Here is a 23203-nt window from a genome sequence, read left to right on the forward strand (position 1 = left end):
GAAACGATGTTAGTGAGTAGACGAAAAGGACATGCAGCAAATCATATCGTCAGAATCAACGGAAAACGAATGGATCTCAAAGCATTAGAGCAAGTCATGATGCTTCATTTTCCGCTTAAGGAATGTGCAATCATTCCGAAGAAAAATCAAGAAGGCAGTCTATCGCTTGTGCTATTTGCACAGGCGAAGGACCCTTTGCTGACAAGAGAGGATCTGATGAAAGGTCCGCTTCATCCTCATGAAGTGCCAGCCGCTCTCGTCTTATTACCTTCTTTGCCAAAGACAGAAAGTGGAGCAGTCGACAAAGAGGCACTGCTTTCAATTGAAATCATAGATCAAGAGGAATTAAGAAAGATAGAAGAGCGCACCAAAGCTATAGATGGTGTAGAGGAAGCGGCTGCTTTCATTGAAAGTCAGCCAGAAAAACGAACGCCCTATCACTTAGATGATCTGTTTCCTGATCGACAGCGTACCCAAGGGAATGTACCGCTTTCGAAAAGTGAAGCGAGCGAAACAAAACCATCATCTGTCCATGAGAAGCCGCCCGCACTTGTGTATGGCGGAGATGTGATCAAAAAACCAGGCACACCTGTCACACTGACAGAGGTGCTGATTCGATCAGCCTTTATGTCACCAGACCGCGGGGTGACCTATATGAAAGAAGACGGGCGTACGTTGACCCAAACCTATCCTGAATTACTAACAAGCGCTGAACGGGTTCTGTGCGGTTTAAGGGCAGCAGGACTGACAAACGGTGATCAAGTGTTACTTCAATTGAAAGATCATCAAGATTTTATCACGGTATTCTGGGGCTGTATTCTCGGAGGGATCATTCCGACCCCGGTCTCTGTGCCTCCTGTTTATGATGAAATGAATCAAGGTGTGAATAAGCTGAAGGGCGTGTTTCAGCTGCAAAATGAACCTTTCATTATTACGAATGAAGCAAGTGCTGAGGACATTGCTGGGCTGCGCGAGACATTTGAAGCAAAGGCCATGCCTATCTTAACAATTGAAGCATTGCTGGCGTATGAACCAGATGAACAGCATTATGAGCCGGAGCCGGATGAGCCTGTGCTGCAGCTCCTGTCTTCAGGAAGTACGGGTGTTCCAAAGTGTATCCGTCATCATCATCAAAGCATTTTATCTAGAATTATTGCTTTTGAGCAGGTAAACGGCTTTACACATGAGGATGTGTCGCTTAACTGGATGCCGCTTGATCATGTTGGTGGAATTGTCATGTTTCATGTACATGACGTCTACCTTGGCTGCCAGCAGATTAGTCCATCCATCGATCAATTTATCGAGCGGCCGATGGTGTGGCTGGATTGGGTAGAAACATACGGTGTCACAAGAACATGGGCACCAAACTTTGCTTTTGCCATGATGAATGAATATGAGGACGACATTCGTAAGGGGTGCTGGGACCTGTCTACTCTGACTTATATCATGAATGCAGCCGAAGCGGTTGTTCCGAAAGTCACGCAGCGCTTCATGCATATCATGGGGCAGCACGGATTAAGCCGTCATGCGATGGTACCTGCTTACGGTATGTCAGAAACATCCTCAGCCATTGTTCAGTCAAAGAAATTTATGCGGAACAGTGAACAGGATGGACAGCTGACGATTGATCAGACCTCGTTAACAAGTGAGATCGAATATGTGACGCACGATCATCCGAACAAAATGACGTTTACAGAAGTCGGCACGCCGATTCCTTCTGTATGGATTCGAATTGTAGATGAGCATCACGAGGTGCTGCCAGAAGATCAGGTTGGGCGCTTGCAAGTGAAGAGTCCAACAATTATGATGGGCTACTATCAAAATGAAGAAGCCAACCAAGAAGTTTTTGCGGAAAACGGCTGGTTTCACACAGGGGATTTAGGTTTTATTCATGAAGGGCGTCTCGTTCTGACAGGTCGAGAAAAAGACATCATTGTTATCAACGGCGCTAACTATTTGAATTACGAAATTGAAGCGGTTGTTGAAGAGGTGGACGGGGTTGAAGTCACCTTTGCCGCTGCGTACGGCATTTATAATCCCGAATCAAGCAATGACACGCTTGCTGTCTTTTTTGTCTCACAAAGGGATTCAATAGAGGAACAAATCACGATAATTCAACAGATGAGAGAGGCCATCATTCGAAAAATCGGAATAGAGCCTGATCACATCATTCCGGTGAAAAAAGACCAATTTCCAAAAACGGAGAGTGGGAAAATCCAGCGTGCCCAGTTAGGCGCAGCACTAAAAGATGGAGCATTCCGTGACATTGAACAGGCACTGGATCTTGCTTCTGAAAATGAACAAACACTCCCAGACTGGTTTTTCAAACGCATTTGGGCTAAGGAGCATATCGGTCCAACTCAGCCTTTTGCTGACCATGTTCTCGTTTTCGAGGATGAAAAAGGGCTGTATCAATCGCTTTACACACAATTTGAGCAAAAGAAACAGCCATATATTTCTGTGAGAAAAGGGCATGAATTTTTGCGTCTGTCCAAAGGGATGTACCAGATAAATCCGAGAATCAAGGGGGATTACGTCAGGCTCGTTGCCGCACTTGAAGCAGATGAACTAAAGACCGGGCGCATGCTCCATCTGTGGAATGTGTCAGACAAAGAAGACATCGTGGATCCTGCGCAGTTCAAAGAGCTGCATGCCAGCACGGGTCAATCCATTTTGTACTTGTATCAAGCATTGCGACAAGCAAATAAAGAGCCCATCCGTCTTGTCGTTGTGACAAAAGGCGGTCAATTTGTGAAGCCTGGAGACGATCTTCATGTGGAGAAAACGACGCTTGTCGGTCTGCTAAAAACCATTCCGCAAGAATGGGAAGGAGCAGAGGTGTCTCATCTTGATATTGAAGCGGAGAATGTAGAACAGGATGCCAAGCATATTGCGGAAGAATTGTCTGCGATTCATATTAAAGCAGAGGTTTCTTACCGAAATGGGGACAGATTTGTACCAAAGCTGGAAAAAGTCAATATGATTGAAGCGCCTCAAACAGAAGGATTTTTAGAATATGAAGGTCTTTATTTATTGACTGGAGGACTTGGCGGAATTGGGTTTGAGCTGTCTAAGCAGATGATCCAATTTGGCTTAAAGCTCGTATTGATTGGACGGACATCTCTGGAAGACAGCTTGGAAAAGAAAGAAGCCTTCTCACAGCTAAAAGAAGTTGGTGACGTCATTTATATCCAAGCAGATGTGACCAACTTATGTGACGTTGAACAAGCGATTTATGAAGCAGAAAAGCATTTTGGACAATCGATCCGGGGTGTGCTGCATTTGGCCGGTGCTGGTAATGTGTCTGAGCATTTTCAGCAGGCGGACAAGTATACACTGGCTCATACGTCAGAAGAGGATTTCACAAAAGAAATGTCAGGGAAAGCAGACGGGGCATGGGTCCTGCAGGAAGCCTTTAAGTATGATCCGACAGTACCGTTTGTCTTTTTTGGATCGGTCAATGGCTTTTTTGGCGGCACAACATTTGGGGCATACTCTGCGGCCAACAGCTTTTTAGATGGACTCGCGCACGCTCTCACCTTTCAAGAAGGAAGACGAGCAATCTCTTTGAACTTCAGTATGTGGGATAATCTCGGTTTGTCTAAGGGGCATACCGGAGCAGCTCTCACCATTCGCAAGGGATTTCAATTGATTGGAAAGAAACAAGGTCTCCATTCATTATGTTTAGGTGTCCGGCTCAATGAAGCGCATCTATTTATTGGTCTGGACGGAGCAAACCCAGACATCGCCGGGTATCTTCAGCCAGCTCCAATACCAGTCTTTGAGAAAAAGCTTTTTTACACCGTTCAGCCTGGCAAAGAAGTGCATGTTGAAGAGATCACGAGCGCCGCAGCAGGCAAATGGGACATTCAGCAAGTACAGGAAATACCGAAAAAACAAGATGGCTTTATTGATCATGAAGCCCTCAAACTGAATCATCACAAAAATGGACAAAGTCTTGAAAAGCAATTACCAGAAACGAAGACAGAGCAGGTTCTTGCCGCCATATGGCAGGACATTTTAGATGTAGATCGCGTGTACAAAGAGGATCAATTCTTCGACCTTGGCGGACATTCACTAAAAGCGACTCAAACCATTTCCCGGATCAATCATGAATTTTCAATGAAGGCGCCTTTAAAAATATTATTTGAAAGCAAACATCTGGCACATCTGGCGCAAATGGTTGATGACATCAAAGGGGCGCCAGCCGTTCAGGAGGCTGAAATTCCAAAGCTTGAAAAGCAAACAAGCTATGAACTGTCTCATGCCCAGAAGCGTATTTGGTTCTTATCCACATTAGAAAAGAGCCATCATTACAATATATTAGGTGCTTGGAAGCTGACAGGACCATTACACATTCAAGCATTAACAAAAGCGATTGGTCTTTTAACAAAACGGCATGAAGCACTTCGGGCAGTATTTAAATCACTTGGCGGCAAGCCGGTTCAACTCATTCGTGAAGACCTTCCGCCATCTGTGACAGTGGCAAATTTCTCGTTATTTAATGAAAAAACAAGAGCGAGAAGACTCAAGCAGCTCATTCAGCAAGAGGCAGAACGTGTCTATGATTTAGAAAGAGGGCCTCTTGCGCAGTGGACGATAGTAGATATGGGCAAGGAGGAGTATTATCTCCTTTGCGCGCAGCACCACATCATTTCAGATGCATGGTCACTCAGCCTGCTCATTCAGGAATTAGAAGTGGCATATGAAGCGCTGCTTGCAGATGAAACGCCGCAGCTCCCAGCCTTAGAAATCGAATGGACAGATTATGTACATTGGGAAAATGAACAATTAAAGCATCATCAAGAAGACCAAACCTATTGGCTCAATACGTTACAAGGTGAACTTCCAGTGCTGGAGCTGCCGTTTGACCGTCCTCGTCCGCCGGTTCAAACATTTAACGGTGCTACAGAGCAAATTGTACTGGATGAACCGCTTATCCGCCGCTTGCAGGCTTTGTCCAAAAAGCAGGGCACGACCTTGTTCATGACGATGCTGTCCGCGTACTACGTCCTGCTTCACAAGCTGTCCGGACAGACGGATATCATCATTGGATCGCCTATCGCGGGCCGGGATGCCAAGCAATCAGAGAAGCTTGTTGGGATGTTTGTGAATACACTTGCGCTGAGACAGGACGTCTCAACAGCAGAGACGTTCGCTGATCTCTTGGAAAACGTGAAAGAGATGACGTTAAAAGCCTTTGAGCATCAGCATTATCCATTTGACAAGCTTGTCGATGACCTTTCGTTAGATCGAGATTTAAGCCGGTCACCTATTTTTCAGGCGGCTATGGGGTATGTCACCGATTCGCTCGATGTAAACCTTAAAGGGCTGACAAGTGAACATGTGATGGTCCATCATACAGTATCTAAATTTGATCTCACCCTTCATATATTTGAACAGGAAGAGCAGCTGTCGATTCATGTGGAATACAATACGGATTTATTTGATCAAGAGACCATTCATCGTTATATGAACTATTATCTCCATGTGCTAGATGGCATGACGGCACAGCCTGAGCGTACATTTGCTGATTATTGCTTAATGGACAAAGTGGAACAGGCGGCCATGATTCTAGGAAAAAATCAAACAGATACGCCATATCCAAAGCGGACGCTTCAAGAATTGTTTGAAGAACAGGTGAAGCGTGATCCTTATCGTATTGCCTTGTCCTATATGGATGAACACATGACGTATGAAGCCTTGGATAAGAAGGCGACAAAGCTTGCTGCTTACTTGCAGTCAAAAGGAATTGGACCAGGCTCCCTTGTACCAATGCTTTTTGATCGCTCCTTTGACATGATTGTGTCGGTACTAGGAATCATCAAATCTGGTGCTGCATATGTTCCGATGTCACCTGAATATCCTGATGCACGCATCCGTCTCATCGTTCGTGATACGCAAAGCGATGTGATTATCACTCAGTCTCATCTTGCAGATCGTCTAGTAGGCTTTACAGGTACAAGGATTATCATGGACAAGCCAATACGAGAAACAAATGCAGTGTATCAAAGAGAATCATCGATTATAGGTGAAGACCAGATCGCCTATGTCAATTACACATCAGGCTCAACAGGTACACCAAAAGGCGTGATGCTCCCTCATGCAGGAGTTGTCCGCTTAGTGAGAGAAACAAACTATATCAAGCTCGGTCCAGATGACAAAATGCTACAGCTCTCAAACTATGCTTTTGATGCCTTTACATTTGAATTATGGGGAATGCTGCTGAATGGCGGTCAGCTGATTCTGCTCCCAAAATATGCAGCACTGAATATGGAAGAATTAACGCAATTCATCAAAACGTATCAAGTGACAGCCAACTGTCTGCCAACCGCTTTATTTAATAGACTGGTGGAGCACGATCCAAAAAGTGTGGCAGGCTACCGCACATTACTCGTTGGCGGGGAAGCCATGTCTAGTGAGCATGCACGAAAGGCACTGCCGCATATGGAAGGTGTGCTTGTCAATGCTTACGGTCCAACAGAAAACACGACATTAGCCACAACACATCAAGTCACACACGTGCCAGCAGGCGCAAAATCAGTTCCAATTGGTGTGCCGGTGTCGAACTCAACTGTTGTCATACTAGACGAAGCGCTCAATCCAGTACCAGCAGGCGTCAAAGGAGAAATTTATATCGGCGGAACCGGCCTTGCGAAAGGCTACCTTCATGATCCAGAGCAGACAAAGGAGCGGTTTATTGACAATCCTTTTCCTGAACTAAAGGGAGACAAGCTGTATCGTTCAGGCGACCTTGGTACATGGCGGTCAGATGGCACCATTGAATATCTCGGCCGAAAAGATCACCTGGTGAAAATTAGAGGCTACCGGATTGAATGCGGAGAAATTGAGACAGCCCTGCTCAAGCATCCACAAATCAAAGAATGTACAGTCATCGCCAAAACGTATGGCAGCTCAAAACGGCTGGCGGCCTACCTTGTAACAAACGGAGAAAACCCTGTTCCGGGCTGGAAAGCCTTTTTGCAGGAAAGCCTGCCAGGCTATATGATACCAAGTTACTTTGTCGTACTGGATGAAATGCCGGTGACAACGAACGGAAAGATTGATCAAAAAGCATTGCCAGAGCCAACAGAAACAATCACCCTTTCCCATGATGACGACAAACCTGTCACCGAAACGGAGGAGCGGATTGTCGCCGCTTTCAAGGAAGTGCTTGGTGTGAAGCAAGTGGGTATGCATGATTCCTTCTTTGATCTGGGCGGCGATTCCATTATGAGTATTCAGGCTGTGGCCAAATTAAAAGAAAAAGGTGTTCGTGTTGATCCAAAATGGATTTTCATGCACCCGGCGCCTGCGCAATTAGCCGCACATTTGGACGCAGTGCCAGCAGCCGCTGAGAACGTCGAAAGGTCTCCGAAGGACTACGTGATCGAACTGAAAAAAGGCGATCCAGCCGAACCGAGAATATTCTTTGCGCCGCCTGCTGGTGGAACGGTGATGGGCTATATTGATGTTACTAAGCTCATGACACATCAAGGTGCTGTGTATGCCTTGCAGTCTCCTGGCCTATATGAGGATGAAGAGCCGCAATTCCTCCATTACACGGAGCTTGTAACCCTTTTTATTGAAGCTATTGAGACGTTCTACCGTCCGGGCATTGACTATCTCGCAGGCCATTCAATGGGCGGGCATCTTGCCTACGGAATGAATCAGCGGCTCTGCCATGCAGGGAAAGCACCGAAAGGGCTCATCATTTTAGATACGGTGCCAGTGCTAAGAGATGAGGCAGATCAGGCACTTCATGCCGATATGAACGAAGAAGAAGTGAAAATGCTCGCGCTTGTCCTTGGAATGGGGAATCTGGTCGGCATTCAGCCAGAAGCTTTACAAGGATTGACCTTCCAAGAAGTAAAGCAGAAAATTCTCAAAGAGGCAGAAAAGGATGAAGTTGTTCATCAATTCATGAATGATCAATATTTAGATAAATATTTGCAAATGCAAACGCATAATACGATCATGTCACAAGCCATTGAATTAGAAAAAGAACCATTCCCTGTGCCATTTTATATTGTCCAAAGCAGTGATCACGCAAGCGATTTCCAGAAGAAGTTCGCAGACTGGGAGGCTTATACGAAAGAGTCGTGCTCGTATTACCACATCAAAGGCGACCATGTCACCATGATGAAAAGACCGCAGGCAGATGAACTTGCACGGATTCTTCAAACGATTATAAAGGGGTAAAGACGTATGAATCAGTTATTGAAAACCTTTGAAAAAAAATCAGATCTCATTCAGCTTATTTGTTTTCCTTTTGCCGGCGGATATTCTGCCTCATACCGTCCGCTCTTTGAACAGCTAAAAGACGTGGCCGAAATCACAGCAGCAGAGCCCCCAGGGCACGGCACCAATCTCATGCCGCTTGAATCAAGCATTGACCGGCTGGCAGAGCTGTACAAAGAAGGACTCACGAACAAATTGAACCGCCCATTTATTCTGTTCGGACATTCAATGGGTGGGCTTGTGGTATACAGACTAACCCAGCTGCTAGAAAAGGAAGGAATTTATCCTGCAGCAGTGGTGATCTCAGCCATTCAGCCTCCGCAAACAAAACGGCAGATGCTGACGCATTTATCCAACGAAGCATTTGTACAGCATATTGCCGAAATGGGCGGGATTCCAAAGGAATTACTAGAGAACAAACCAATGATGGATTACTTTACACCGTCCTTGCGTGCAGACTACCGGGCACTGGAAACCTTCCAGCACACAGATCAATCGATCATCGACACACCTGTTTATTTATTCAATGGGAAGCAAGATGAGAAATGCATGCAGGATGCAAGCGGCTGGCTAAAATGGGCAAAAACCATCGAGCGCACTAATTTCGATGGAGGCCACATGTATATCAACACACACCTTGAGCAATTTGCAGAAGAGATGAGACATGTCATTGAGCTTACAGCCAAGCAGCAATTGATCAACAATTAAGAAAAAACGACCCATCAATAGGGTCGTTTTTTACTGAGGAATCATACTTGAAAACGCTGATATGGCTAATGAAAATAAGAATAATAAAACGAAAGGAATGAAAAATTTATAGCTTCTATTTTCTTGATTTTTTACGTAAGAATAGCACCACACACTAAATGATACTATGACGAAAATATTGATGTTCCATAAAAATGGAAGTGTAATCGTTCGTTCAGCATTAGATACTTTTAGTAGGTATAAAATAATAACAATCAAGTTGCCTAGCAAAATGTAATAGTAAGCTAATATCCCTTTTTTAAAAATATTTTTATAGGAATCTTTTATTCCGAAAATGATAAAACTTAAAAAAATGACTAATGAAAAAAATAAAACCTCAACCATTGGCTTGAATATTTCTCCAATCACAGCAAGTGAAATACCTATCCACTTACTAACTTCAATTACATCTTGATTCCCATCAAGTTGTAGTTCCAGTAGGTTTTTGTTTATTTCATCCATTTTTATTATAGAAAGGATGAAAGCTATTATACCAGAAAGCATACATACTAATAAAATGTGTTTTTTCATAATAGCACCCTTTAACAATATCAAATTTTTATAAAATAAAATTCAATCATCGAAGCAATAAATAATAAGAAAACGCCGGTTATAAGCTGACTAGCATAGATTTTCCCTTTTGTTTTAAATGAAATTTTGTTTTTAGATATGATATATCCTATAATCTGTCTTGATATATCAAAAGAGACAAAATAAAAAAGGAACAAACCGACAATCTCCATCGGAGCGTGGAAAATAATATAGTATAATGCTATATCAATTCCATATATATAGGTATACGATATAAAAAATGCACCTAGGAAAAAACCATTTAGAAAAATAATCATGCTAGATAACAAACCTAAACTAACTATTCCAGATATTAATATTAGGAGTGACACAAAAAGGTTATTTAAAAAAATTTCTAGATAGCTATGAATCTCAATGTTGTTTTTAAAATCTATACTATCTATAAATGTTGAAGCAAAAATACTTAAACTAAAACCTCCTAAAAATAGTATGATAAAAACTGAAAAATTTTTAAGATAATTTTTCAAAAAATTTCTTTTCGAGTTGATCTTCATGAAAAGTCACTCCTGAAGATTTTTTTTCTGAGTGAATAATACTACCATTATCAATAAAAAGGATTTCATCACATAAGTCTGCAGCAAATTGAATGATATGTGTGGAGAGCAAAATGATTTTGTTGGCATCTCTGAAATTTCTTAAATGTTTTTTCATGTCAGCCATGTTTGTAGGATCAAGACCTGTAAATGGCTCATCTAATAAAATAATGTTTGGATGATGTAATATTGTTAAAATAAAAGACATTCTTTGTCTCATGCCTCTTGAAAGAGCAGAGGAACGGCGGTGAATTTGCTCTTCTAATCCATATTTGCTCAATAAATCCTTGATTTGTCCATTTTCTAAAGGTTCTTCTACAAGCATAGATTGATATTTTACAAGTTCAAAACAGGTTAAGTTTTCAAATAGAGTTGGATCGTCTTCCATATATCCGACAGAAGAAAAATTTTGCTTTTTATGATTTATTAATATTTGACCTTCATCAGGATTTATTAATCCAGCTACCATTTCTAAAATAGTCGTTTTTCCAGCACCATTTTTACCTAATAGTCCGATTATTCTACCCTCTTGGAAATGCATCTCAGGGATCATAACTTTAAAGTTAGACTCTTTGTATTCTTTAATTAGACCATGAATTGATAACATACAATCCCTCACTCAAATAATGTTTTAAATGATTTGTAGTTTTTATTGATTGTTCTATCCCAAAATTTAATCATTAAAAATAAAATGATGAATGAACAAGCAGCCATAACAGAATTTGTTAAAATGAGATATACTGTGCTGTATGAGGAAATCACTGATAAAGCTAGAATGAAACCATAACAAATATTTAAAGTCAATTTACTAAGAGAACTTGGAACTTGATAAACAAATTCCCAATTAAAATAAGGAAATACAACAGTAGAACCGACAGTACAAATACTGACGAGAATGCAAGTGTTTATTAAAGTAATCATCACGTAAAAAGGCTGATCTAGTTTTAATACAAAACTTGAAAAAATGATATATAAAATACAAAAAAACAAGTGTAATATAATAGATAAAATAATCTTATTTTTAATTTTATTTTTCACTAAGTTAGGTAGATTCTGTTTCAAAGGAAGAATGGGGCCATCAATATCAAAAGAGACATATGGTTGTATGGCATTCGATATAATAATCATTGGAAAAATTACACTAAAAATAAATAAAAAATCATTTTCTATATTCAATGTTTCAAGTTGATTTGTATTAACACCATAAAGAATGAGACCAAATAACCCCCCAGATAATGTTAATATAAATAATAATACTGACCATTGAATAGGAGGATTTCTCAAGAGAAGTGTAATTTCATAAAACAAGATATGATTAAACTCTCTAGATGTTCTTTTTCGTTTTTCTTGTAATTCTTTTTGGGAATTAAAAATTGGTACATTACGAACATTTTTCTTCCAATTCATCAATAACAATAAACTAATGAATGTGAAGATTAAAATAAAATATATTGAATAACTAGATAAAGAATTTGTTAATAAATTGAATCTAAATACAGTGAATACCCATAGAGCAATGAGGCCTGTAGTTATATAACCAATGCTCGATGAAATTGAGAAAAACTTTGGATTAGAAAGTAGCAACAAGACGTGTAATCTAAGTAAGTAACCAAAAATAAAAGAAGTGGCGGCCAGAGCTGCTATTGTAAAAGATCCCTCGTACCCATTTATAATTAAATTTGCTAAGTAAGACCCTAAAATGAAGAATAATACACCCACAATAGTGCTGAAAAACTTACTCATATCTTTGCCGAAAATATATTGATCTAGATGAACTTTTAAAATAGCCATCTGTTTTTTATCAGAGGAGAAAAGTATTCTCATCAAACTCTTATCAATATTAACTGTAAACATAAATATAAACAGCGATAAATAAATTATTGATAAATCCTTAAAGAAAAAAGGAGTTAATATACCTAGTAATAGTGGTGTTATTATGTATAAAAAAGCAAAAAATACAAAAATGAGAGCATCTTTCCGATGATGTCTTCTTAAATCATTGATTAACAAGATTTTTGTATATGTTAAATATTTATGCATTTACAACACTTCCATTTTAAAGGTGTATAGAGAAGGCTGTTACACCTTCTCTATTAAATCTTTTTTAGAAAGAAATAGCGTATTTCACTCCGTATTTTCTAGCATAACTAATGACCAATGAAGCAATAGCACCAAGTCCAAAAGTACCTAAGACAGCAGCAACAGCACCCACTGTACCTGCTGCATTTAGAATTGCACTAACAGAAGTTATAGCCCAGCCAGGTATTTGAGGATAGTTTGCTACTAGATTTGCAAAAGGTGTAACTGGTTCAAGAGTCAATAAAATCATAGTTGTTAGAGTTAGAGTGAAAATAAGACTCAAGCCTACAATTGCAAAAAATCTATTTTTTAAACTCAATTCCATAATGAACACCCCCTCCCTTGCTTATATGCCCATATTATACAAAAAAAGGATATTTAATAAATGGGTTTTTTATACTGTATTTTATTTCTCTGTAACGAAAGATTTAGTAGTATTTTGATGGAATGAGAAAGGGTAGTAAAATTACTCGAGAATTAATAGCTCCTAAATCGTATTTTTTATATTGATAATGACATTACTTGAGTAACTAGCTATGAAATACAAGGTGAAATTACTTATTATATTAAATATGATATTTAATTTGGACGAAAAAAGATGCTTATACAAGACAATCAACAATTGATTAGACATTAAAAAGAAAGCGGCCCTCTTTAATGAGGCCGCTTTTACTTATGAATGCTGTTTCTTCACCACATTCCCGCCAATCACCCCGCCAATGACCAGCACCCCTCCGAGGAGATGATACCAATCAATCGTTTCGTGTAAAATGAGAACCCCGGCGGCGACCGTGATAAACGCGGATAAATTGTTAAAGATGCTGACCTTTGCCGCTTCAAGCTGAGAGAGTGCATAATTTGATAAATATGCCGTGAGAAGCGATGAAACAATGCCTAAAAAGAGCATTGACCATACAAAGGATACTTGTGTAAATGGACTGAAAAACTCCGGCAATGACCCATTGATCGAATGCCGGATAAGCGCGGCGGCATTGAAAAAGACAAAGCCAAAGAAGGTCATCACAAAGGTGAGTTCAATCACATGGAATCGTTTTGTAATCACTCTGGCAAAAACACTATATGCACTGGATGACAGGGCTGAAAGTAAAATCAGCACATAGCCGATGAAGTGAGAATGCTTGACATCAATTCCCTTCATGACAAAGAGAAGCATCACCCCGCACACAGAAAGAAAGGTAAACAGCACTTGTATCCATGTCGCACGTTCCTTTAAAAACCAGGCTGCCAGCAGCATCGTCAGAATGGGAATCGTCGCTTGAATGATGCCAGCCTCTGAAGAAGATGTATACATCAATCCCCACACTTGAAAAGCAAAGAACAAAACAGGATAAAGCAAGGAAAACGGTACGATATAAATGAGATCACGCCATTGAATGGATATGCGATACTTTTTTCGTAGAAACGGATACAGCAATAGAGCGGCAGCAAAAGAAACGGTAAAGCGGTGTGCCAATAAATCGATTGGGTTTGCTGATTCTAATGCTATTTTGACAAACAAAAAGGAAAAGCCAATGATAGAGGCGTATGCGATCGCAGCAGCATACGCTTTTTGTTTTGACATATTCATAACGTGACTCCTTACATGAGCATGCATGCTTCAAATGAATTGACCGGTTCTGTTCTTCTATCGTAATCGGATCATCTAACGTGTACAATAAGAGAACATGATATCTGTACCGGTACAAGGAGGAAAAGGTGTGAGGAAATATGATCAGCTTGTCTTGAGCTTAAAAGAAAAAATGGATTCTGGTGAGTACAGTGCTGGGATGAAAATTCCATCCATTCGCCACTTAGCGGCTCAATATGTAGTGAGTAAAAGCACTGTCATCAAGGCGCTGGATACATTGGAGCGTGAACATCTGCTATATTCTGTAGAAAGAAGCGGTTATTATGTCGTGAAAACGAAGCAGCGAGCAGGCAAGCAGGACGGCACATGGATTGATTTTGCTTCATCTGCACCTGATCCCGTTGTGTTTCCATATGTCGATTTCCAGCACTGCATCAACCAAGCGATCGATTTATATCAAAATGACTTATTTATTTACGGCACAGCCAACGGCTTACCATCGCTGCTGCCAGTCATTTCAAAGCGATTAATGGATTATCAAGTGTTTGCTCATCCAGAACAGATCGTCATGACCTCTGGTATTCAGCTCGCTTTATCCATTTTAAGCACCATTCCTTTTCCGAATGGAAAACAAACCATACTAGTCGAACAGCCGGGTTATCACTTATATCTCCAATATTTAGAGAAAAATCAATTGCCTGTGCGCGGAATTCAGCGGACGGAAAAAGGGATCGATCTTATCGAATTAGAGCATATCTTTCGAGAAGAGGAGATTCGTTTTTTCTATACGATGCCAAGATTTCAAAACCCGCTTGGAACGAGTTTATCAAAACGAGAAAAAAGAGCGATTGCAGCCCTTGCTGAGAAATATGATGTCTACATTGTTGAGGATGATTATATAGCAGATTTAGAATTCGACACAAAAAGAGACCCGATCTACTCGTACGATCAGGCTGGAAAGGTCATTTATTTGAAAAGCTTTTCTAAAATCATTTTTCCGGGGCTGCGAACAGGAGCGGTCGTCTTACCTGAAGAACTGATTCGGCCTTTTAGCGAACACAAACGGCTGATTGATATCGACAGCTCCATGCTGTCCCAGGCAGCCTTAGAAATATATTTAAAAAGCGGGATGTTTGAGCGGCATAGAGACAGGATGCGGGCGACCTATCGAAACCGCTCCAAGCAGCTCGTGGCAAGTTTAAAAAATGATCAGAGCGCTTATCAGCTGGGAGAACAGGAGCCGGCTACCCATACACATTTACGTGTCGACCGGTCGATTCCCATGAACCAGATTATTCAGCAGCTGAAAAAGGCATCTGTTTCCATTCAGCCAATTGACCGTTATTACCTGTCGGCCTATCAAAAGGACCCCATTCTTCAGCTGAACATTTGGCAGGTGAAAGAAGAGCAGATCACACGCGGAGTCGATCTATTAAAGACGGTATTTCAGCAAAGCACGCGTTATTAAAGGCGGGACAGTACATCGCTGCAAGTGAGACTCTCAACGCTTTCAGTCGCAGCAGGTTTTCGTGTGCATACCGCCATTTGGTAGGCAGGGTCAAGTGAGTATGTTTGAACAAAGCAAGGCGCTTCATGATCAGGTAATGTCAACGCAGCCTGTCCATCCTCTGACAGACGGGCTGTAAAGGACGAAAGCCCATAGGATAATCCTTTTCCAGTCAGCTTGATAAAGGCCTCCTTCATTGACCAAAGATGAAAGAAATAGGCTTCCTGCCGTTCTGCCGGCTGTGAGAGTAAATCCTGATACTCATCCGCTGAAAAAAATCGTTTGGCAATCGCCAGATCAATAGGCTTGATTTCCTCAATATCAATGCCCACAGGTGCATCATCTACTGCGCAAACGACCCAATCGCCAGAGTGAGAAAGATTAAAATGAAAAGAAGGAAGCTGCCGGACGACAGGTTTGCCATTGCCCTCTGTTTCAAAAACGATCTCGTCCATAGGCAGCTCGTACATATCATGGATCGTTTGACGAACCAGCACTTCACCTAACAAGGTCCTTCTTGCGTCGATCAAAAAACGAAAGCGTTCAGCGGCAGCACGCTTTTCAGCTGAAACAAAGGGTTTCAGACGATCTATTTGTTGTCGTTCATTGATTTCATCTAAGTGTTGTAATTGGATAGCAAATATCTTCATAACAAACCTCTAATTTTTTACATTGATTGTACCATTGGAGAGCGGCGTGCAAAAGGGTCCATTAACGATTTACGATGTGAACACCATTCGGATCAGTTGTATCAACTCCATCAACATCCGTCATGATCACGTCAAGCAGGGAAAGCCGTTCTCCTTTTTGCCAGTGAATGGGCTGATGCAAAGGTGATAGCAGCTGATCGACTTTAGGTGTCTGTGACAAATCAGGAACAGCAATTGTCATAGCATGCAGCGCATCGGTTCCAGTTTCAATGACATCTGTAAGGCGCTGTAATTCAAGCCTTAAACGAAGAGGTGTCGTAAGAAACGTTCTCCGTTCCCCAGCTTGGATTGGCCAGTTTAGTTCTTTAGCTTGTGCAAGCAGTTGATCATATTTTTCGTCTGAGACAAGAAAGCCGATGTGATCAAAAAGGACTTTTTTGCTATAGCCAAATGTGATATTGATCTGTCCTTTTCTCATTTCGATGATTCGAAAAGTCGGCTGCTCTTCTCTAAAATCATCCCATGTCAGCGGGGGATGATAGGAGCCATCCTTTGTGAAACGGCCTTTAACCTCAAAGCCTAGCGAACGACATGTTTGTTCTGTCTCTTCAACAAATGGTGTCCAGTAATGATAGTGGAAAAGCTGCATAGGTCTCATCTCCAGTATGTGAATATTCTGTTTATTTATTTTAGCACAAGAAAAGCCATTCTAATTATAGAATGGCTTGCTTTCATCTTGTAAGGGTTTGAACAGGTTTTTCTGCTGTTTTTGTAATGAGCAGCTGCAGGAGCCGTGTTGATTGCGGCAAGGAGAAACGAAGGACAAGACCTGTGAAGATCGCAGTCAAAATCGTTCCAACGCCAATCGGTCCACCGAGCATCCATGCAAATAAAAGCACTGTTAACTCAATGCCATTTCGAACCCACTGTACGTTCAGCCCCGTTTTCGCTGAGATGAGCAGCATTAATGAGTCCCGTGGCCCAGCGCCAAGATTGGCTGAAACATAAATGCCAACGCCATATCCAGAAACAACAACACCTGTAATAAATATATATAAGGCCGGAAAATAACCGTGTGGCGCAGGTAATATCGCATTAAAGAAATCAATAAACACGCCAATCAGCACCATATTCAGTAAAGCGCCGATCTTTGGAAATGATTTCGTAAAAATAGAAGTCAGTGTCACAATGAGTGCACCAATGATAATGGACCATTGTCCAATTGTGAGTCCAAAATGCTGAAACAGTCCGTAGTGGAAAGCGTCCCAAGGACCAATCCCAAGAATCTTTCCTTTCACTGTCAGCGATAGTCCAAAAGCTAATACGATCAATCCAACAAAATAAAAAAACCAACGTAAAAGATGTTCCCGCTTCAAAAGCTTTCCCTTCTTTCTTAAACACTCGATTTCCATCGTAACATACTCTCACTCCCCTTTAAATGGCTTTGCTCAATTGTAATCGCTTACTTCAAAAAAAGAATTTTGTCGAATTGTAAGGGTCAAAACATCAAAACAGGCAGCAAGACTTTCGGATTGTTTTTTTTAGCAAAAGAAGCCATTAATTTCCGCATTTTAAGAGAAAAAGAAAATAATTCAATATATTTTCCCAAAAAAATAATCTGCACCAATTAAAGAATAATTATCTTTAAATAGAAGAGATTGTATATAAATCATGTCATTAGACCTGTTTGGAGGAAAAGGGAAATGCGGAGGTATACGATAAAAAAGGTCATTTTATTGGAAAAAACATAGGAGAATCAAACGTCGAGAAGTGTATGTTACTAAATGACTATTTTTGTCGAAAATAGTCATTTAGTCATGTTGAGGCATTTGAAATGTTACTGATATTCTTTACCAAAGTGTGGGAGGTGAACTGGTACATACCATTACGATATGAAGCGAGAAAAAGGGGAGGTCAAAGAATGAACTTATTAAAAAGAACGAGTCAATTATTTCTTATATTGGTGCTGATCGTTGGAAATCTATTAACGGTCTCACCAGCTGTTACGAAAGCCGCTGGGACGGTTGTTGTCAATAACACGGATTCTTATATTATTGGGAGTAGGCCACTGGTTCTTCAGCAGCTCGATGGAAATAATCCAACAAATGTAAAAGCTAGTGTAGAGGTGAAAGGAATCGATATGGGTGCAGTGAATGGTGTTGCTGTAAGTGATCGAGAAAATGTTGTGTATGCAACTGCAAATAGCACGACCCCTACTCTATATAAAATAAATGCGACATCAGGGCAAGCAGAGAGCGTAACCCAATTACCAGAAGGTGCTTCTAATGCCGTTGTGTATCAAGATAAATATATCTATTCTTATGCTTCTAATGGTGAGTATTTCCTTGGAACATACGATTTAGCTACGGGTCAAAAATCGTCTAAAAAAATTGTCGGATATGACATCGGGTCTGGCGTTGGCGGAGATCTTGTCGTTGATAAGGACGGCTATCTTTGGTTCGCATCAAATGGCAGTGGGGCCATTGCGCAAATGAACCCTGATACAGCAGAAGTCATTCGTGTCATTCCGATTAAAAATGCAGATGGTAAAACGATTGACGGAGGCGTTCGGGGGATTAGCTTTTTGCCCAATGGACAAATGCTATTACAGTCAGGGTTAAATGACTCCATTGGCCATTCAACTCTTTTTACACTTGATGCGAAAACTTTAAGTACAACATATATGGGCACTGTAGGTGATTCATTATCTTACGACTTAGCTTCACGAGTAAAGCCAGAATTTGATCCATATCCTCCAGAGCTTGAATCAGAAAAATCAGTTGTCTTACAGAAAAAAGCAGAGGGCAACACAGATGAGAAGCATCCAGAAGTAGGCGACACGTTACTTTATACTATTAAAGCAAAAAATACTGTGCAATATGGTATTGTCAAAAATCTGATTATATCAGATAAGCTGCCAAGCAGCTTAACGTATGTTTCAGGGTCTCTTAAGGTGGATGGAACGAGCGTAACAGATGCAAAAGATCAAGACAAAGGTGATTATACAAACGGCACTGTTTCAGGTCAAATAGGTGACGTGAAAGATACCGATTGGCACACAGTGACATTTGAAGCGACGGTAGGCAAAGGTCAGGCAGGCAAAGATATTCAAAATACCGCGAATGTCAAAGGGGAAAACGCACCTCCGGATGAACCAACAACAAACATAGAAATTTACCCGCGTGACCCAAAGCTTGAATCAAAAAAATCAGCGGTCTTACAGAAAAAAGCAGAAGGTAACACAGATGAGAAGCATCCAGAAGTAGGCGACACATTACTGTATACCATTCAAGCCCGTAACGCTGTTGAAGATAGTGTGATTGAAGATCTTGTGATTTCTGACAAGTTACCTCAAGGGTTATCATATGTACCAAATTCACTTCAGGTAGATGGAAATCCAGTCACAGATGTAAAAGATGATGACAACGGGGATATGACAGACGGAACTGTCACTGGAACGTTCGGTGAAGTGAAAGATGCGAAATGGCATACCGTGACGTTTGAAGTCACAGTTGAAAAAGGTCAGGCAGGCAAAGATATTCAAAATACAGCTAATGTCACAAGCGGCAACACACCGCCAGACGAGCCGACAACAAAAAAAGAAATCTATCCGCGTAACCCAAAGCTGACTTCTGAAAAATCAGCAGTTTTACAGAAAAAAGCAGAAGGTAACACAGATGAGAAGCATCCAGAAGTAGGCGATACCCTGCTTTATACAATTAAAACAAAGAATACGATAGAAGACAGTCTCGTTGAAAACTTAGTGATCTCAGATGAACTGCCGGAAGGGTTGGCATATGTACCGAATTCACTTCAGGTGAATGGAGATGCAGTCACAGACGCAAAGGATGACGATAACGGAGACTTTACAAACGGAACCATCTCAGGACAATTTGGCGACATTAAGGATACAGATTGGCATACCGTGACGTTTGAAGTGACGGTTGAAAAAGGACAATCAGGCAAAGACATTCAAAATACAGCCAATGTCACAGGCGGCAACACACCGCCAGATAAGCCGACAACAAAAACAGAAATCTATCCGCGTGATCCAAAGCTTGAATCAGAAAAATCAGCGGTTTTGCAGAAAAAAGCAGAAGGTAACAAAGATGAGAAACACCCAGAAGTAGGCGATACCCTGCTTTATACAATTAAAACAAAAAACACGGTAGAAGACAGTCTTGTTGAAAATCTAGTGATTTCAGATCAATTACCAAAAGGGTTGAAGTATGTCACCGGGTCCCTTCAAATTGATGGGGAATCTGTCACAGATGTGAAAGACGACGATAGCGGTGACTACACAGATGGAAAGGTTACAGGTTCTTTTGGTGATGTGAAGGACACGGACTGGCATACTGTGACGTTTGAAGTGACAGTTGAAAAGGGACAGGCTGGTCAAGACATTCAAAACACAGCTGAAGTAACTGGCGAAAACACGCCGCCAGATGATCCAACAACGAAAACAGAAATTTATCCTCGTGAACCAAAACTAGCATCTGAAAAGGCTGCAAGTATTCAGAAAAAGGCAGAAGGCAACAAAGATAAAAAGACACCACAGGTAGGCGATACCCTTCTTTATACAATCAAAACAAAGAATCTTGAAGAAGACAGCATCGTCAACAATCTTGTGATTTTCGATGAACTGCCAGAAGGTCTTGAATACGTCGAAGGATCATTAAAAGTAGATGGACAAGCCGTCACAGATGCAAAAGATGACGACAAGGGAGACTACACAAAAGGTACGGTGACCGGTCAATTTGGCGATATCAAAGATACGGACTGGCATACAGTGACCTTTGAAGCGAAGGTCGCTAAAGGCCAATCAGGTAAAAGCATTCAAAACACAGCCAAAGTAACAGGCGATAATACACCGCCAGACGAACCAACAACCGAAACACACATTGATCCAAGAGATCCAAAGCTTGAATCAGAAAAAACATCAGAAATCTCTCAAAAAGCAGAAGGCAATACCGATGAAAAAGAAGTACAAGTAGGCGACACCCTTCTTTACACCATCAAAACAAAAAATAGTTTAGAAGACAGTATCATCAAAGATCTAGTGATCACAGATAAACTGCCAGAAGGTCTTGAATATGTTGAAGGGTCGTTAAAAGTAGATGGACAAGCTGCCACAGATGCAAAAGATGACGATAACGGAGATTACACAAAAGGCACAGTCACCGGTCAATTTGGCGATATCAAAGATACGGACTGGCATACAGTGACCTTTGAAGCGAAGGCTGCCAAAGGATCTGAAGGTAAAACCATTCAAAATATTGGAGTCGTGAAGGGTGAGAATGTAGATGAACCAGACAAACCTGAAAACTCAACGACAGTAGAACCACCGAATGTGCCAGAAGTGCCAGCAAATCCAGATCAACCTTCTGATCCACAACAGGATACACCTGGACATCATCTTCCGAATACTGCAACAGCAATGTACAACCTTTTACTAGCAGGATTTGCCCTTGTATTAATAGGTGCATCCCTTATTGTATGGAAAAGAAGAAAAAGAAACGGATAATCGTCCATGGTTCAAAAAATCATCTCAACTCTATTGATTACAGCAGGTATTTGTCTTGTGATCATAGGATATATAAGGATCGTTGATGGACAAAGGCAAGTAGATCAATCTTTCCAGTCTGCACAAGCAGCCATTCAGCAAAAGGGGGAAACGGATTCCCCTTTTGTTCCAAAGGCTGGTGAAACCATTGGACTCTTACACATTCCAAAGTTAAACGCTGAGTTACCAATTGTAGAAGGAACAGAAGCAGAGGACTTGGCAAAGGGTGTTGGTCATTATCATGAGAGCAATTTACCAAATGAACAGGGACAAATCGTTTTATCTGGGCATCGTGATACTGTGTTTAGACGAACAGGAGAACTTGTGAAAGGGGATCAACTCGTCATTGAGCTTTCATACGGTCGGTTTACCTATGAAATTGAGAAAACAAAGATTGTAAAAAAAGATGATCAAAGTATTATTACACTACAACAGGAAAAGGAAGAACTTGTCCTGACAACATGCTATCCTTTTTCTTTCATTGGTCCTGCACCAAACAGATATATCATATATGGAAAGCGTGTTTAACCACTGGATCAGCCTGCAACTTATCCTTTCACTAACCGATTAAAGCGCTTCATTCCTTGATAAAGAGGGAATTGCCTATATCTAGAGATGCAGGAGGGGGGTCAATTTGTTAAATCAAGACTATGTAAGATATATAGATAACTTTGGAAGAATTGTTCTTCCGACAGATATAAGAAAACGGCTAAAAATTCTTCCGCAAGATTTTATGGAGATTTATCGAGAAGAAGACCAAATTGTGATGAAGCCATATTGGCAGGACAAACCTTGTATCGTCACAGGGGAAGTGACAAACTCCAATAAGGTGCTATCCGGCGGGGTGGTCATCAGTCCAGAGGGAGCGAGACTGCTCCTGCAGGATTTACTGGCGCTTCGCCTGCAAAAAGAGATATAAAAAAAGGCTGTTCTCACCACGTGAGAACAGCCTTTTTTCATCATACTGGATTCAAAATCCGGTTTAAGAATTGTTTTGTTCGTTCTTCCTTTGGTCGTTTGAAGATTTCCTCTGGAGGACCTTGTTCGACGATGACGCCGCCATCAATAAAAATCACTTCGTCTGCTACTTCTTGGGCAAACTTGATTTCATGTGTGACAACCGCCATGGTCCAGCCTTCCTTCGCTAGATCCTTCATGACCTTTAAGACTTCTCCGACAAGCTCAGGGTCAAGCGCAGAGGTAGGTTCATCAAAAAGCATGAGCTCTGGCTGAATGGCAAGTGCACGGGCAATCCCGACACGCTGCTTTTGACCGCCTGAGAGCTGGAATGGATACAGATCCTTTTTATCTTCCAGACCGACCTTTTGCAAGAGCTGAATGGCTTCTTTTCGAACCGTTTCCTTTGGACGGCGCTGCACTTGGACAGGGCCTTCCATCACATTTTCAAGCACTGTACGGTGAGGAAACAGGTGATAATCCTGAAACACCATTCCTGATTTCCGGCGTAGCTTCAGCAGATCAGCTGATTTATTTTTTTTCGAAAAATCAATCGAGAAATCATCGAAGGTAAAGGAGCCGCCATTTGGTATTTCAAGTGCATTTAAACAGCGAAGCATCGTTGTTTTTCCTGAACCAGATGGACCGAGGATGGCCACAACCTGCCCTTTGTTGATCGAAAAATCAATCGACTTTAAAATCTCATTTTCACCAAAGGATTTCTTTAAGCCTTTGACTGTTAGCATG

At 41.2% G+C, this 23203-nt stretch carries 16 protein-coding genes; 6 read left to right on the forward strand and 10 right to left on the reverse strand.

Features of this window, described 5'->3' with window-relative positions:
- Positions 1-6 precede the first annotated feature (6 nt).
- Positions 7-8202: a non-ribosomal peptide synthetase gene (locus tag NSQ34_RS01960; protein ID WP_111927541.1), complete on the forward strand. Its 8196-nt coding sequence runs from the start codon at positions 7-9 to the stop codon at positions 8200-8202.
- Positions 8203-8208: 6 nt separating this feature from the next.
- On the forward strand, positions 8209-8949 hold the full coding sequence (locus NSQ34_RS01965; RefSeq protein WP_065215329.1) for an alpha/beta fold hydrolase: 741 nt from the start codon (positions 8209-8211) through the stop codon (positions 8947-8949).
- Between the two features lie 30 nt (positions 8950-8979).
- Here the strand turns inward: NSQ34_RS01965 and NSQ34_RS01970 are convergent, their stop codons facing one another.
- The 6 genes from NSQ34_RS01970 to NSQ34_RS01995 form a co-directional block, all read right to left on the reverse strand.
- A complete protein-coding gene (locus tag NSQ34_RS01970; RefSeq protein ID WP_041116633.1) occupies positions 8980-9519 on the reverse strand; it encodes a hypothetical protein in 540 nt (179 codons plus the stop codon).
- Positions 9520-9539: 20 nt separating this feature from the next.
- Positions 9540-10073 carry a stage II sporulation protein M gene (locus tag NSQ34_RS01975; RefSeq protein ID WP_061110382.1) on the reverse strand — a complete coding sequence of 178 codons (534 nt, stop codon included), beginning with the start codon at positions 10071-10073 and terminating at the stop codon, positions 9540-9542.
- Positions 10030-10719: an ABC transporter ATP-binding protein gene (locus NSQ34_RS01980; protein WP_065215327.1), complete on the reverse strand. Its 690-nt coding sequence runs from the start codon at positions 10717-10719 to the stop codon at positions 10030-10032. Before NSQ34_RS01980 ends, NSQ34_RS01975 begins: the two co-directional genes overlap by 44 nt.
- Positions 10720-10727: 8 nt before the next feature.
- Positions 10728-12152, reverse strand: a complete 1425-nt coding sequence (locus NSQ34_RS01985; protein ID WP_111927540.1) for a hypothetical protein — start codon at positions 12150-12152, stop codon at positions 10728-10730.
- 64 nt (positions 12153-12216) lie between these two features.
- On the reverse strand, positions 12217-12516 hold the full coding sequence (locus NSQ34_RS01990; RefSeq protein WP_024427284.1) for a hypothetical protein: 300 nt from the start codon (positions 12514-12516) through the stop codon (positions 12217-12219).
- 348 nt (positions 12517-12864) lie between these two features.
- Positions 12865-13779: a DMT family transporter gene (locus NSQ34_RS01995; protein WP_065215325.1), complete on the reverse strand. Its 915-nt coding sequence runs from the start codon at positions 13777-13779 to the stop codon at positions 12865-12867.
- Positions 13780-13909: 130 nt separating this feature from the next.
- On the opposite strand from NSQ34_RS01995, the gene NSQ34_RS02000 reads away from it, so the two are divergent.
- The gene (locus NSQ34_RS02000) at positions 13910-15247 is read left to right on the forward strand and encodes a PLP-dependent aminotransferase family protein (protein ID WP_111927539.1); all 1338 of its coding nucleotides are present in this window, start codon (positions 13910-13912) and stop codon (positions 15245-15247) included.
- Here NSQ34_RS02000 and NSQ34_RS02005 read toward each other — a convergent pair.
- The 3 genes from NSQ34_RS02005 to NSQ34_RS02015 all read right to left on the reverse strand — a co-directional run bounded on the left by NSQ34_RS02005 (position 15244) and on the right by NSQ34_RS02015 (position 17312).
- Positions 15244-15936, reverse strand: coding sequence for a 4'-phosphopantetheinyl transferase superfamily protein (locus NSQ34_RS02005; protein WP_111927538.1), 693 nt, complete (start codon positions 15934-15936; stop codon positions 15244-15246). The genes NSQ34_RS02000 and NSQ34_RS02005 overlap by 4 nt on opposite strands.
- Positions 15937-15997: 61 nt before the next feature.
- On the reverse strand, positions 15998-16585 hold the full coding sequence (locus NSQ34_RS02010) for a hypothetical protein (RefSeq protein ID WP_111927537.1): 588 nt from the start codon (positions 16583-16585) through the stop codon (positions 15998-16000).
- 82 nt (positions 16586-16667) lie between these two features.
- On the reverse strand, positions 16668-17312 hold the full coding sequence (locus tag NSQ34_RS02015) for a YitT family protein (RefSeq protein WP_111927614.1): 645 nt from the start codon (positions 17310-17312) through the stop codon (positions 16668-16670).
- 545 nt (positions 17313-17857) lie between these two features.
- On the opposite strand from NSQ34_RS02015, the gene NSQ34_RS02020 reads away from it, so the two are divergent.
- The 3 genes from NSQ34_RS02020 to NSQ34_RS02030 all read left to right on the forward strand — a co-directional run bounded on the left by NSQ34_RS02020 (position 17858) and on the right by NSQ34_RS02030 (position 22418).
- Entirely contained in the window at positions 17858-21460 is a 3603-nt protein-coding gene (locus tag NSQ34_RS02020) for an isopeptide-forming domain-containing fimbrial protein (protein WP_342501024.1), read from the forward strand.
- A gap of 6 nt (positions 21461-21466) precedes the next feature.
- On the forward strand, positions 21467-22027 hold the full coding sequence (locus tag NSQ34_RS02025) for a class D sortase (RefSeq protein WP_034283766.1): 561 nt from the start codon (positions 21467-21469) through the stop codon (positions 22025-22027).
- 106 nt (positions 22028-22133) lie between these two features.
- Positions 22134-22418, forward strand: a complete 285-nt coding sequence (locus NSQ34_RS02030; protein WP_034283768.1) for an AbrB/MazE/SpoVT family DNA-binding domain-containing protein — start codon at positions 22134-22136, stop codon at positions 22416-22418.
- Positions 22419-22458: 40 nt separating this feature from the next.
- On the opposite strand, the gene NSQ34_RS02035 is transcribed toward NSQ34_RS02030, so the two are convergent.
- The gene (locus NSQ34_RS02035; protein ID WP_024424287.1) at positions 22459-23202 is read right to left on the reverse strand and encodes an amino acid ABC transporter ATP-binding protein; all 744 of its coding nucleotides are present in this window, start codon (positions 23200-23202) and stop codon (positions 22459-22461) included.
- Between the last annotated feature and the right edge of the window lies 1 nt (position 23203).

The organism is Bacillus sp. FSL P2-0069 (genome assembly GCF_038593315.1).
Taxonomy (GTDB): Bacteria; Bacillota; Bacilli; order Bacillales; family Bacillaceae; genus Bacillus; species Bacillus safensis.

Coding starts and splice junctions, on each gene's coding strand:
- NSQ34_RS01960 (WP_111927541.1), top strand. CDS start 7: ATGTTAGTGAGTAGACGAAAAGGACATGCAGCAAATCATATCGTCAGA.
- NSQ34_RS01965 (WP_065215329.1), top strand. CDS start 8,209: ATGAATCAGTTATTGAAAACCTTTGAAAAAAAATCAGATCTCATTCAG.
- NSQ34_RS01970 (WP_041116633.1), bottom strand. CDS start 9,519: ATGAAAAAACACATTTTATTAGTATGTATGCTTTCTGGTATAATAGCT.
- NSQ34_RS01975 (WP_061110382.1), bottom strand. CDS start 10,073: ATGAAGATCAACTCGAAAAGAAATTTTTTGAAAAATTATCTTAAAAAT.
- NSQ34_RS01980 (WP_065215327.1), bottom strand. CDS start 10,719: ATGTTATCAATTCATGGTCTAATTAAAGAATACAAAGAGTCTAACTTT.
- NSQ34_RS01985 (WP_111927540.1), bottom strand. CDS start 12,152: ATGCATAAATATTTAACATATACAAAAATCTTGTTAATCAATGATTTA.
- NSQ34_RS01990 (WP_024427284.1), bottom strand. CDS start 12,516: ATGGAATTGAGTTTAAAAAATAGATTTTTTGCAATTGTAGGCTTGAGT.
- NSQ34_RS01995 (WP_065215325.1), bottom strand. CDS start 13,779: ATGAATATGTCAAAACAAAAAGCGTATGCTGCTGCGATCGCATACGCC.
- NSQ34_RS02005 (WP_111927538.1), bottom strand. CDS start 15,936: ATGAAGATATTTGCTATCCAATTACAACACTTAGATGAAATCAATGAA.
- NSQ34_RS02010 (WP_111927537.1), bottom strand. CDS start 16,585: ATGCAGCTTTTCCACTATCATTACTGGACACCATTTGTTGAAGAGACA.
- NSQ34_RS02020 (WP_342501024.1), top strand. CDS start 17,858: ATGAACTTATTAAAAAGAACGAGTCAATTATTTCTTATATTGGTGCTG.
- NSQ34_RS02025 (WP_034283766.1), top strand. CDS start 21,467: ATGGTTCAAAAAATCATCTCAACTCTATTGATTACAGCAGGTATTTGT.
- NSQ34_RS02035 (WP_024424287.1), bottom strand. CDS start 23,202: ATGCTAACAGTCAAAGGCTTAAAGAAATCCTTTGGTGAAAATGAGATT.